9 protein-coding genes are annotated in these 13,916 nt (G+C 42.4%); 1 reads left to right on the top strand and 8 read right to left on the bottom strand.

Going from position 1 to position 13,916, the window contains the following annotated elements; genetic code table 11:
* Window positions 1-110 precede the first annotated feature (110 nt).
* The 5 genes from WBJ10_RS08605 to WBJ10_RS08585 form a co-directional block, all read right to left on the bottom strand.
* Window positions 111-518, bottom strand: coding sequence for an SPOR domain-containing protein (locus WBJ10_RS08605; RefSeq protein WP_424289313.1), 408 nt, complete (start codon window positions 516-518; stop codon window positions 111-113).
* Between the two features lie 3 nt (window positions 519-521).
* A complete protein-coding gene (gene secA / locus WBJ10_RS08600; RefSeq protein WP_424289311.1) occupies window positions 522-3,824 on the bottom strand; it encodes a preprotein translocase subunit SecA in 3,303 nt (1,100 codons plus the stop codon).
* Between the two features lie 422 nt (window positions 3,825-4,246).
* On the bottom strand, window positions 4,247-5,545 hold the full coding sequence (locus WBJ10_RS08595; RefSeq protein WP_424289309.1) for an MFS transporter: 1,299 nt from the start codon (window positions 5,543-5,545) through the stop codon (window positions 4,247-4,249).
* A 59-nt stretch (window positions 5,546-5,604) separates the two neighbouring features.
* Complete coding sequence (locus WBJ10_RS08590) at window positions 5,605-7,257, bottom strand: UxaA family hydrolase (RefSeq protein ID WP_424289307.1); 1,653 nt, start codon at window positions 7,255-7,257, stop codon at window positions 5,605-5,607.
* Window positions 7,258-7,270: 13 nt separating this feature from the next.
* Complete coding sequence (locus tag WBJ10_RS08585; RefSeq protein WP_424289305.1) at window positions 7,271-8,767, bottom strand: tagaturonate reductase; 1,497 nt, start codon at window positions 8,765-8,767, stop codon at window positions 7,271-7,273.
* Window positions 8,768-9,072: 305 nt separating this feature from the next.
* Here WBJ10_RS08585 and WBJ10_RS08580 point away from each other — a divergent pair, with 305 nt between their 5' ends.
* On the top strand, window positions 9,073-10,089 hold the full coding sequence (locus WBJ10_RS08580; RefSeq protein ID WP_424289303.1) for a LacI family DNA-binding transcriptional regulator: 1,017 nt from the start codon (window positions 9,073-9,075) through the stop codon (window positions 10,087-10,089).
* Between the two features lie 29 nt (window positions 10,090-10,118).
* On the opposite strand, the gene nagA is transcribed toward WBJ10_RS08580, so the two are convergent.
* From nagA to WBJ10_RS08565, 3 genes are all read right to left on the bottom strand, one after another.
* Window positions 10,119-11,312 carry an N-acetylglucosamine-6-phosphate deacetylase gene (gene nagA / locus WBJ10_RS08575; protein ID WP_424289301.1) on the bottom strand — a complete coding sequence of 398 codons (1,194 nt, stop codon included), beginning with the start codon at window positions 11,310-11,312 and terminating at the stop codon, window positions 10,119-10,121.
* Between the two features lie 44 nt (window positions 11,313-11,356).
* Complete coding sequence (locus tag WBJ10_RS08570) at window positions 11,357-12,943, bottom strand: FG-GAP repeat domain-containing protein (protein WP_424289299.1); 1,587 nt, start codon at window positions 12,941-12,943, stop codon at window positions 11,357-11,359.
* 199 nt (window positions 12,944-13,142) lie between these two features.
* Complete coding sequence (locus tag WBJ10_RS08565) at window positions 13,143-13,898, bottom strand: glucosamine-6-phosphate deaminase (RefSeq protein ID WP_424289297.1); 756 nt, start codon at window positions 13,896-13,898, stop codon at window positions 13,143-13,145.
* Between the last annotated feature and the right edge of the window lie 18 nt (window positions 13,899-13,916).

Genomic DNA, 13,916 nt, shown 5'->3' with positions numbered 1-13,916 from the left:
AGTCTCGTACTCCTCAAATGATAATTCCGGATTGGCGTGTAAATGCCGGCGGTTAGCTATAACTTCCGAATGAATGTTTTGGGCAAGGCGGCTGATTTTATCTATTAGCATTATCGGGGATTAATTCTTTCAGCAAATATAAAGAGTGAAGAATACAGCTTCCTGAGTTCATTCAGAAACTTCTGCGCTTCCAGTCGGGTGCGGAAATCGCCAACCCGGACCCTGTAATTGGGCTGTGTGTAGCTAACATAGCTCCTCACGGTTGGGTATACCGCTTTAAATTGGCTTTGCGCATCGTAGGCATCTTCGCGTCCAAGGCCCGAAAAGATTTGCACCCGGAAGCCGTCGCTGGATACTGAATTTCCGACACCTTCTAACCTACTGAGCTCAAGCCGTTTGGAAATAAGGCTATCAATCTGCGGATCTTTTATCACAGTTACTTTCCCCCTTTCCTGGGCATTTGCAACTTGTGTTAAAACGAAACTTAATAATAAACCTATGATTAGTTTCCTACCCATTAATTAATCTAATCCTACTCCGTGACAGTTTTTATATTTCTTTCCGCTTCCGCAAGGGCATTGATCATTTCTTCCGATCTTCTGCTCGACACGAATCGGTTGTGTTTTCTGTAATTCTCTCGTATCATCTACAGGAACGCCATTAGCTGATTGGGCAAGTTCCGGTTTAGAAACCTTCAGCTTGCTCATATCCTGGCGAGGCTGCGGACGAGCTTCGCGAACCTGCTCTGGCTCTTGATTAGGAATATTTCCTCTGAACAAGAAGTTTACCACGTCTTTATTTACTGTTGCAAGCATTTGCTTGAACATATTAAACGCCTCCATTTTGTATACGATCAATGGATCTTTTTGTTCGTAAACCGCGTTCTGAACCGATTGCTTCAACTCATCCATCTCACGTAAATGCTCTTTCCATGCCTCATCAATCAGCGCAAGTACTACCGTTTTCTCGAAAGCTTTGAACACTTCATAGCCATTGCTTTCAACCGCCTTTTTAAGATTGGTTGATACCTGAACCTGACGAAGTCCGTCGGAGAATGGCACGATGATATTTTCGATATGATCCCCTCTTTCTCTCAGTACATCTCTCAGTACAGGAAAAGTTTGCTGGGCAACCGACTCCAGTTTGCGGTGATAGAAATCATCGATTTTAGCAAACACATTATCGGTCAGCTTATGCGCATTCATTTCTGCAAACTGCTTTTCCGTAATTTCCGGATCTACAGAGAAGATGCGGATGATTTCCAACTGGAAGCCTTCAAAATTATTGTCTTCTTTATATTCTGTGGCGATATCTTCCACCACATCAAAAATGGTGTTGTTCAGATCGACGTCAAGACGTTCACCGAATAATGCATTCTTACGTTTCGCGTAGACTACAGAACGCTGCGAGTTCATCACATCATCATATTCAAGCAAACGCTTACGTACACCGAAGTTGTTCTCCTCTACTTTACGCTGCGCACGCTCAATAGATTTGGTGATCATTGAATGCTGGATAACTTCGCCTTCTTCGATACCCATTCTCAACATGATATTCGAGATCCTTTCAGATCCAAATAAACGCATCAGGTTATCTTCAAGGGAAACAAAGAACTGACTTGAACCTGGATCACCCTGGCGACCAGCACGACCACGTAACTGTCTGTCGACACGACGCGACTCATGGCGTTCGGTACCGACGATGGCTAAACCGCCCGCATCCTTAACACCTGCACCCAGTTTAATATCCGTACCACGACCAGCCATGTTGGTTGCAATCGTAACAGTTCCTGCCTGTCCCGCTTCAGCAACGATATCCGCTTCCTTCTGGTGTAGCTTCGCGTTAAGCACATTATGTTTAATACCTCTTAATTTCAGCATCCGGCTTAATAGCTCAGAAATCTCCACTGAAGTAGTACCGACAAGAACTGGCCGGCCCGCCTGTGTAAGTTTCGTTATTTCATCCGCCACAGCGTTGTATTTCTCACGAACGGTACGGTAAACCATATCCTCCTCATCTTTACGCTGAGCTTTAACATTTGTAGGAATCTCAACAACGTCGAGTTTGTAGATGGTCCAAAGCTCCCCTGCTTCTGTTGTAGCCGTACCGGTCATACCACAAAGTTTATGGTACATCCTAAAGAAGTTTTGCAGTGTAACAGTTGCATACGTTTGTGTCGCATCTTCAACCTTCACATTCTCCTTAGCCTCAATCGCCTGGTGAAGACCGTCAGAATAACGACGCCCATCCATGATACGGCCGGTCTGCTCATCAACAAGCTTGATCTTACCTTCATCAACGATATATTCCACGTCGATTTCAAATAGAGTATAAGCCTTAAGCAATTGATTGATGGAGTGAATACGCTCAGATTTGATGGAGAAATCGCGCATCAGCTCATCTTTCTTTGCCACTTTCTCATCAGTGGAAAGCGCTGATTTCTCAAGCTCGGCGATTTCAGTACCCACATCAGGCATCACGAAGAAATTCGGATCTTCTCCTGAGGTGGTAATTAGTTCAATACCTTTCTCCGTTAACTCTACCTGGTTATTTTTTTCATCAATCACAAAGTACAGCTCCGTATCAACGGTAGGCATTTCCTTGTTCTGATTCTCCATGTAGTGATGCTCAGATTTCGTAAGAACCTGCTTCATGCCGGGCTCACTAAGGAACTTGATCAGGGCTTTGCTCTTCGGCAAACCACGGTAGGCACGCAATAATGCTAAACCACCTTCCTGCGGACCAGATTGGCCGGCATTGATAGATCTCTTGGCCTGATTAAGAACATCAACGATGAAATTCTTTTGGGCATTAACCAAACGCTCAATACGCGGCTTAAGCTCATAAAACTCATGCTCATCCCCACGGGGAATCGGGCCTGAAATAATTAATGGAGTACGGGCATCATCGATCAATACCGAATCGACCTCATCCACCATCGCAAAATGCAATTTACGCTGAACCAGGCTCTCCGGATTCAGTGTCATATTGTCACGCAAGTAATCGAAACCAAACTCATTGTTCGTTCCGAATGTAATATCAGCCCCGTATGCTTTGCGGCGTTCTTCAGAATTTGGCTGATGCTTATCAATACAATCCACTGTTAAGCCATGGAATTCGAACAAAGGCCCGTTCCATTCAGAGTCACGTCGTGCCAGGTAATCATTCACGGTAACGATGTGAACCCCTTGTCCCGAAAGTGCATTTAAATAAGCCGGAAGCGTACCAACAAGTGTTTTACCCTCACCCGTAGCCATCTCCGCAATCTTACCCTGGTGAAGAACAATACCACCAATCAGCTGAACATCATAGTGAATCATATTCCAGGTAACTTCAGTACCGGCAGCAAGCCAGGTATTATGGTGGATTGCTTTATCACCCTGGATAACGACATTCTGTTTCCGGGCAGCAAGTTCTCTGTCGGCCTGTGTAGCCCTTACTTCAAGAGTTTTATTTTCAGTAAACCTGCGGGCAGTATCTTTCATCACCGCGAAAGCTTCAGGAAGGATTTCCAACAGAACTTTCTCCAGTTCTTTATCACGATCCTTCTGAAGTTTATCCAGCTCATCATAGATGGCGGTTTTCTCATTAACAGGAAGGTCGGCCGATTCGGCTTTTAAGCGTACATCAGCTATATCTTTATCAATAGTTGCTAAGAATTCTGCAATACGGGCTTTGAAATCCAGGGTTTTCTGCCTCAATTCATCATTGCTTAATCCGGATAACTTGGCGTACTCTTGCTTCGTTTTCTCAACAAGGGGCTGAATTATTTTTATATCGCGATCGGATTTGCTGCCGAATAGTTTATTAAGAATAGCTAACATATATTTTTTACTATTGAAATCAAGGTTATACAACAACTACGCCACGGGCATTAAGAGTCAGAATGGCATAATAGGTTGCAAAATTACGATTAAAATAAATAGGATTCATAGGATGCTGGGGTGTTATTGCGTAGCAGAAAGAGGAAACTATATTAGGATTCATAGGATGATAGGATTCATAGGATGCTGGACGGAAATAGAAAGAACGTCTTGAATAGGATTAGTAGGATGGGAAGATTTTAGGATTCCTCATTTCGTGGCGAGTTGAGGAAACCAGATTAGGATTCATAGGATGATAGGATTCATAGGATGCCGGCGTATCTCAGCAGGCGTTGTAAAGAATTAGGAGGAGAATAGGCGTCACGTATCCCCCGCTGGCGGGGGCAGGGGGTGGATTAAAGCCGTATTCGGACATCTCGAAACTACTCTGTCAAATCCTGTATTCTCACCGGCTTCATTCGCGATGTAAGGATATGAATAATCAGCCAGGCAATGATATAGGCAAAGCCACAGATAATAAAGATGATATTATATCCCGCAACTATATTCCCGGCCAGTTTATAATAATCAAGTATAAACCCTACAAGTAAAGGAAAGAAAGTAGATCCGATAGAACCTGTCATTCCCCCGATCCCAACAACAGAACTTACTGCCTTTTTGGGAACCATATCTGATACAATTGTGAAGATATTAGAACTCCAGGCCTGATGTGCTGCAGCAGCGATACTGATAATTCCTACAGCTACCCAAATATCGGTGGCAAACCGGGCAAAGAGAATTGGAAGGACGCATATAGCCGCTGTTAGTAAAGCTGCTTTTCTGGCTTTTAACACGGGCCAGCCTTTACGAATAAGATAGGATGACAAATACCCTCCTGCAATACTGCCTACTGTGGTTGCTGCATAAACTACTACCAGATGCAAGCTTGGTTTTTTTAAGTCTAAACTAAAAGTGCTGGAGAAATAAGAAGGGAGCCAGAAAAGAAAAAACCACCAGACCGGGTCAGTAAATAGCTTCCCTACTATAAATACCCAGGTTTGTTTTATTGAAAGAAGCCGACGCCATTTAACGGAACCTGTATGTTCGGAATCCGGCTCATGATCGCTATGAATAAGTTCGAACTCTTCCTTACTGATTTTTTTATGCTTTGAGGGAATATCGTAAAACAGCCACCAGAAAATTAACCAAACAAAACCCAGGGCACCTGTAATAATAAAGGCTTCCTGCCATCCGTAAAGGCCTAATATCCAGGGAACCATGACCGGAGCAGCAACCGCGCCAATACTTGTACCTGAATTAAATATGCCCGTTGCCAGGGCGCGTTCTTTTTTAGGAAACCATTCTGCTACTGCCTTAACAGCTGCCGGGAAATTCCCCGCCTCGCCCAAACCTAAAAGGCCTCTGACCGCTCCGAAACCCAGCGTGGTGTTGACAATTGCATGCAACATGGCTGCGATACTCCACACGACTATCGAAATAGAGTAGCCGATTTTGGTACCTATCTTATCGATTATATTTCCAAAAATAATGAAACCCAGCGCGTAACACGCTGCAAAAGCCATAACGATATTTGCGTAATCGGATTCTGTCCAGTTAAACTCAACTTCCAAGGTTGGCTTCAACAAGCCAATTACCTGACGATCAATATAGTTTATTGTTGTTGCGAGGAAAAGTAAACCACAAACTACCCATCGATAATTCCCAAATGAAGTCTTATTCATATCAATTATTCCCAATTTAAGCCAACAGTGGACATCCCAATCCTCTAAAAGTAAAATTTTTAAAGTGAAATGCCCCTCTTCCAGGGAATAAAATCGTTCTGCCTGTGTCGCACAGCAGCTACTTCTGTTTCACCGCTGGCAACAGAAATTACATAGTCAAGAATCCTTTCACCTGCTTCAGGGATTGTTTCTTCACCTTCAATGATAAGACCAGTATTAATATCCATGATATCCCGCATTCGATTAAACAGATCGGTATTAGTCGCTAATTTCACTACCGGAGCCACTGGATTTCCTGTCGGTGTACCCAGTCCGGTTGTAAATAAAACGATATTTGCCCCGGATGCTACTTCGGCGGTCGTCGATTCTACATCATTCCCAGGTGTACACAAAAGGTTCAGACCTGGCTGTGAAACTTTTTCAGGATAATCTAACACCGCAACTATTGGCGATGTACCTCCTTTTTTAGCGGCACCTGCCGATTTGATGGCATCAGTAATAAGGCCATCTTTGATATTCCCCGGGGAAGGGTTCATATCAAAGCCGGAACCAGCGGCAATGGCCTGATTATTATACGATTTCATCAGGTACAAAAATCGCTCAGCCGCTTCTTCTGTAACGCAACGGTCACTTAAGTCCTGTTCAACACCACAAAGCTCTGGAAATTCCGCCAGGATTACTGAACCACCCAGTGCTACCAGCAAGTCTGAAGTATATCCTATGGCAGGGTTAGCTGAAATTCCGGAAAAGCCGTCTGAACCCCCGCATTCAAGTCCTATACATAACTTACTCAGTGGCGCCGGCTGACGTACACATTTGTTAGCCTGCATCAGACCAGCCAGGGTCTGCCTGATTGATAAAGAAAACAAGTCGGCTTCTGTCCCTACTTTTTGCTGTTCAAGTATATAAAGAGGTTTATCAAAAGCGATATCACGTTTAGCAATTTCATCCTGCAACATGGACACCTGGGCATTTTGGCAACCCAAACTTAAGATCGTTGCCCCTGCGACATTGGGATGTGTAATATAACCAGCCAGAAGTCCGCAGAGTGTTATCGCATCTTCCCGGGTACCCCCACAGCCTCCGTTATGCACCAGGAATTTTATTCCGTCAACATTCGGAAATATACGTTCCTGATTTTCTTCCGAAGTTTCAAAATAGGAAGCAGTGTTTAAAAGCGCAGCCTCATCCTTCCCTTCGCGGATAAGGCCAATCAACTTTACAACATCCTCCTGATATTTTTTCTTTCTTCCGTATCCCAGGGGGCTTACGAGAGCTTCCTCTAAAACATCAATATTCCTGTTCTCACAGAATACCATAGGAATAACAAGCCAATAATTTGCGGTGCCTACACTTCCGTCAGACCGGTGAAAACCATTAAAGGTTTTTGTACTGAATTTAGAAATATCGGGTATTTTCCATGAAGTATTTCTAGCCCCAGTTTCAAAATCATTGGCCGCATGCTTCACATTATCAACATGTATCAGCGCTCCTTTGGCAAGATCTGTTTGAGCAAGGCCCACGAGCACACCGTACATGATAATACGCCCTCCCCTGGATATCGGGGCATCGGTGAATTTATGCTTCGCCTTTATATCATCCTGAAGAACGATTTCCACGCCTTCATAAGTAATCACATCACCCCTAACCAGATTCGTCAGCGCCACGATCACGTTATCTATTGGGTGTACCTTCAAAATATTATTTTTCATAAAGCCCGAAACTCTAATTTATTAATTTAATAGCATCTTTTACCCCTATTTCTTCAATATTTCGAAGATGATTTGTTACAGACTTAACAAAACCCGGTAATAGAGTCAGGTCTGATTTCCATAATTGTGAATTCGAAAGTGATCGTGTTACAAGCTCATCTGCCTCGCAATGTGCCCAGAGCGCTGAATAATATTCCGCCTGATCATCTTCAATACGATAGGGCTTATCATTGGCAAACCCAACGAATCCTCCATCTACACTTTCGCACTTCATAAACCTCAGATATGCAGCAAATCCGAACGCAATATGTTCCGGCACAGTTTGAAATTTTATGTAAAACTGTTGCAGAACAGGTATCACACGCATTTGAAGCTTAAGTGTATAGTTAGAACTGATAGTGATCCATTGATGCCTTATATATGGATTACGGAACCTGTCGAGGACCTTTTCGGAGAACTGTAAAGCGGTTTCCGGGGGAACCGGATAGGGTATAGCAGATGCGAGTTCATTTTGAATAAGACCCTTGATAAAATGCGATATTACCGGATCAGCCATAGCTTCACGCACCGTATCGATACCTGAAAGATAAGCAGCTGCACAACTCAAAGAATGAGTTCCATTAAGAAGGCGCAATTTCAACTCCTTATGGAATGTAATGTCCTCGGTAATTATTACGCCCGAATCTGCCTGCTCAAACGTTAGAATCTTCCGGATCCGTTCATCCCCTTCTATAGCCCATAATCGGTAAGGTTCCGCAAAAAAAAGAAGTTCATCGCAGTAGCCTAATTGCTCTTCCAGACTTGCTAAAGTATTTTTATCAGGCTTGCCGGGAATAATCCTATCAACCAAAGTATTACAAAAGGTATTCGTTTCCAACCAACGAATAAATTCCTTAGGTAGCCGATTGTGCTCTGCTAATTCACTAACAATGCCTTTAAGAACATCCCCGTTATTAGATATTAATTCCGTGGGAAGGATTACCAGGCTCCTGCTTTCATCACCGCCAAATATTTTATAGCGTTGATATAGAACCGCCAGAAGTTTTCCCGGAAAAGACTTTGGGGGGATAGTGTCAATGTTTTCTTCGACCAGCTGGATCCCTATTTCCGTAGTATTTGAAATAATGACTTGTAAGTCTGGTGATGATGCAAATTTAAGAATGTCATTCCATTCAGTTTCTGCGGAAAGAACTCTGCTGACCGCGGAACATATCATATTTTCTTCTATTTCCCGACCATCTTCAACTCCCCTGATTCCAATAGTATACAGTGAGTTCTGATTATGAAATTCATCCGTACTCCCCTTTTGTGTGGATTTTACAATGACGACCCGACCATTAAATATCCCCTGACAGTTTGCCTGATGTATAAAATAGTCGGGTAGACCCCTTAAAAGTACGCCTGTACCGAATTGAAGTATTTTTTCCGGCAGATCAAAAGAGTCAAGCCTTGCAACGGAGAGTTTTTCAGAACTTTCTAGCAACTTTAAATTGTCCTTCGTCAATATCATATAAAATTTTTATCGGGCTCATCCAGAGCAATTTTCTTCAGATTCCTTGCCCGGTATCGCCCTGTGAGGAAACTAAACTACTATGGATTTTTTGCAAAAATAGAGTCAGTAAGTTCGAAAACAATTCTACCGAATTTAAAACTGCTCTTAACCAAAAAAATAATTTTTCTATGCAAACGTTATCGATAACGTCGTCAATAAGGAAAACCAGTCTTTCGAGCGAAGCTGCTATGTGAGATTATCTTGTCACCGCCAAGGTAAATTTATTATATTGGGCTAACCATTATCAATTCTGTCTAAACACTATGGGTCATCACGCTGTCACGATAAAAGATATTGCAAAGATTTTGAACGTATCGGTTTCGACCGTTTCAAGAGCTTTAAGAGACACCTACGATGTCAATAAAGAAACAAAGGAGAAGATTCTAGCTCTTGCTACGGAGTTAAACTATAAACCGAATTTCAACGCCACAGGGTTAGCACAGGGGAGCACTCATAATATTGGCGTAGTACTGCCTTTCATTACTAACTATTACTTCTCAACGGTCATTACGGGAATTCAGGAGATAGCGTACAACAACAATTATAATATCATTCTATACATTACGAATGACTCCGCTGAGCGCGAATTGTCAATCATCCAAAATTTATCGCTGTCTAGGCTGGATGGCTTACTCGTGTCGGTGTCTTCCAACTCGGATTCATGCAGCCATTTTCAGGAAATAATTGATGAGGGGATTCCTATAGTGTTTATCGACCGTGTTGCAAGTAAAATTGAAACTTCGAAGGTTATGCAGGACGACTATAACGGAGCATTTGAGGCTGTAGAACATTTAGTTCAGATGGGCTATTCTAAGATTGCTCATATTGCGGGTCCGAAAGGATTAGACTTCACCGAGAAAAGGCTGACTGGATATCTGGATGCCCTGAAAAAACATTGCCTAACTACATCAGAAGAATGGATTATTCATTCCGGTTTTGACCAGAGTTGCGGGGAAGCCGATACCTATCAGCTACTGAATTGTGAACAAAGGCCGGATGCCATTTTCGCGGTAAATGACAGGAAAGCGATCGGCGCAATGGTGGCTCTGAAACAAAAGAAAATTGCAATCGGAAGAGAGATGGGTGTGATCGGTTTTACGGATGATCCGATTTGCACACTGGTTTCACCTTCATTGTCAACGATTGCGGAGCCAGCCTTTAATATTGGTAAAACGGGTTGTGAATTGCTTTTAAAGCACATCAACAAAAAATATTTCCATTCCAATGAAGTGATCTTGCCAGGAACGCTGATCGCGAGAGAATCAACTATTAAAAACTAATTCTAATTAGCTTTTCATTTCACCCATCGTTATATACCAAGGGAATAAATCAACCTACCCTTTATTATGGTGTGCTGAATATTAATATCTTCATCAAAAATCACGATATCGGCATCCTTTCCCTCGACCAGTGAGCCTTTTTTATCTGATATATTCATAATTCTGGCGGGAGTCGTGCTCATCATTCTGACTGCTTCCAGGAGAGGAACACCTGCCATCCTGATCATATTTCTGACTAAGCGATCGGTAGTTGCAACGCTTCCTGCAAATGAAGAGCGATCGGGAAGTTTTGCTACGCCGTCTTCGATAATCACTTTTAATCCAGTATTTAGATTTCCCAATACGCTTTCACCTTCAGGCATGCCGGCTCCCCGCATAGAATCTGTTATCAAGGCAATCCTGTCTGGCCCTTTAATTTTGTAGATTAACTTTAAAAGTGGTGCGGGAAGATGAATACCATCAGCTATAATTTCTACATCCATTTCATCGATAATGAAAGCACTTTCAATTACCCCGGCATAGCGGTAGGCATTTCTACGCGTCACCCCTGACATACCGGAATATAGGTGCGTAGCAAGTGTATATCCATTTTCGAATCCCTCCAGCACTTCCTCATATATTGCATCAGTATGAGCTAATGCAGCTAAAATTCCCTTTGATCGTAGATATTTTGCAAAAGGAATAGCACCTTTAAGTTCAGGCGCAGCGCTCCATCGCGTGACAACATTTGTGCGGGCCAGGACATCCATGTATTCTTCCGGGTTTGGGTCACGGATATACCGGGGATCCTGTGCGCCACGCTGGCTCATAGCAAAGTACGGGCCTTCCAGGTGCATGCCAATGAATTGCGCACCATTTATATTATTTCGATCAGCTGTTTCGTACAATTCCAGTGTTTTCATTAGATCTTCTTTCTCGGAAGTCAGGGTTGTAGGCGACATTGACGTGGTGCCGTACCGGGCATGGGTTTCAGCGGCTTTTAAAAATGCATTTTCGCTGCCATCCATAAAATCATGGCCTCCACCTCCGTGAACATGAATATCAATAAAACCTGGTGCAATATAATTGCCTTTCGCATCGATTTCAATGGCGTCGCTCACCTCTATTTTCCCTTCTGCCACTGCTGTGATGACGCCTCCTGTTAACAGTAAAGATCCATTAGGAATAATTCGGTAAGGAGTTAGGATCTTACCGTTAAATATTTTGATTTTCTGTGTTTCCATCATAAAAAATTATAATACACTTAAATTTTCCAATTTTTTGAGCTTTAAAAACGATTCTTTAAAACGATAAAGAGGGGTTTTATATCGTCTGTAGCTTTCGTTCCAATAAATCCGTGACCGAGGATTATATCTTGTCTACCATCCGAATCAATATCTGCCACATCCATTGTGGTCGCCCTATGGAAGTTGGCTTTCGCGGGCAAAGAATAGGTATCAAAATTTAAATCTCCATCATTTTTAAGGAATGTAAAACCTTCTTCCGGATGCTGGTTGTCTGTAAAAAAACCAATTGCAGCGATATCCAAATCTCCATCTTTATCAAAATCTTCTGCCATAGCTTTAATACACCCGTTAATTGGATAGAAGTACTTCTGACTAAATACATTCTTCCCGTTATTCATAAAAATATATACGCCATGATAAGGTTTCACTTGATTTATACCATCACCCCGGTCTCCGCAGGTATAAAGAATGTCCGGAAATCCATCCTTATTAAAATCGTTCATTTCAAAAGAAGACGAACCGTAAGAAGGGGGCACTTGTAATACCTGTTTTTCAGTAAACGAGCCATTCCCTTCATTGGTAAATAAAAATATGCCCTCCTCCCCCTGAGAGAATTGCACCCAGATGTCGGGCTTTCCATCCCGGTTGTAGTCTTCAATATGGGCTTTGGTTGCGCCTGGGAAAGCTCTGATATCATGACGCAAATATTGGTTCTGCCCCTTATTCTCCATCCAGAATAAAGAACCAATGACGTTCCCAAATTCACAAACCAGATAGTCTTTGCGGAGATCTCCGTTTAAATCAGCGGATTGAACCTGAACAGGTCTGGCTAAATTTTGAAATAAAGGCTCATTACTATAACTCATTTTTCCTGTCCTGCTAATTTTAAGAGGGGTTAGAGCTCCATTTCTGGAATTGTCTCCAAATAGGTTATTTCCGATTATGGAGATTACATACTTATTTCTGGATATATCGATATCGACTATAGGGCCGTTATTTACCAGTGAATCTATTAGTTGCATATTTTCAGCCAGCAAAAAAAGTGTATTTGAACTTGACCGGTTAACCAGAAGCCGATGGGGTTTTACCGAGGTGTCAACCTTAACATACGAAGCGGTATTTCCTCTTCTGTAAAAGAAGGGGGATGGCAACTCCAGGGAAAAAAAGGGCAGTTCCCTTTTTACAGGCTTTTTAAATGCGGGAGTTAATACAGCGGGTGCCCTTTCTGTATAGTAATCGATAATATTTTGCCATTCCATCGAACTCATGGCGGGGCTAGATGGATAAAAACTCTGATCGATGTCTGTAAAAATCGGATATGATTGTTCCTGATGATAAAATATTCCAAGCCGTGGAGCCATCATAGCAAGTGCTGCCTGCCAATTTTCCTTATCAAGCAAAGATGGATCCGGCAGAGCGTGACAGGGCGTACAATGCTTCGCCGCCAGAACTTTGCCCTGTGCTACCCTGTTCGAAGGGCGGGTATCCGCTGGCATTGAGTATAAATCAGTTTGATTATAGCCTGTTCCACCTCTTTTTCTGCCCAGGATATAAATCCCCGCACAGAAAATTAAAATGACCATAACCAATACGACCGACCTTTTATTTGCAGGAAATCGTTTAATCATGTCCGTTTAAATTAAATGCTGTTTTAACAAGGATCTGGAAGGCAGGACTGTATTAAACAGGCGGCCTTATACCGGGTGTTTGACGAAAACTGAAGATAGCATTTCAAACGCAAATAAGATGTAATAATGGATTGCTATCTAAGCTAAATAAGCTTTTCCAGGCAATACCATTATTTCATCCTTACACTCATGAACTTCTTTAACCTTTTACCTCAACATGGGCAGAAAGTAAGCTGGCCGAGGGTTTATCCAAATAATAGGAACAACTCGGGTGAAGTTGTAATATACTTGCCGGATATATATTGCTTACCGATTGTTCCAAGCAATCTCTTACTGCTTGTGCTTTTCGAACATCAGGAACAGAACAAATGATGTGTTTAGACTTACAAATCTGGCTAATCGACATACTTATCGCCTGTTTTGGCACGTCATCTACGGACTTAAACCACCCTTCATTAAATTGCTGCTTTCGGCAAGCTTCATCTAAATTGACGATGATAAAGGGCTCCTTTGTATCAAAGTTTGCTGGCGGGTCGTTAAAAGCCAAATGACCGTTTTCTCCAATGCCTACAAGAGCTACGTCAATCGGGTTTGCCTCAATTATTGTACTTAGACGTTTACATTCCTTTTCGGGATCTGCTTCGCCATTCACCAGATAAACTGCCTTTAATGCCGGCACTTTGTTAAGAAATCTTTCTTTCAGATATTTTCTAAAACTTGCACCTGAACTTTCCGGCAAGCCTATATATTCATCCAGATGAAACATATTTACCTTGCCCCAGTCGATATCCTTTTCTGCAATTAGTTGTTTTAATGTTTCAAACTGGCTTGATCCAGTTGCCAGTATAATATTGGCACTACCCTTACTTGCAATGGTTGTCCTGATTAACTCAGCGGCAGCTTTCCCTGCATATTCACCTAATTCGATAGGATCGTTTTTTATAAATAATTCCATTTAAAAATAATTAATTCT

Origin of the sequence: Daejeonella sp., from assembly GCF_049655485.1 — a bacterium.
Lineage (GTDB): Bacteria > Bacteroidota > Bacteroidia > Sphingobacteriales > Sphingobacteriaceae > Daejeonella.
This window is presented reverse-complemented; position numbering and strand designations above follow the sequence as displayed.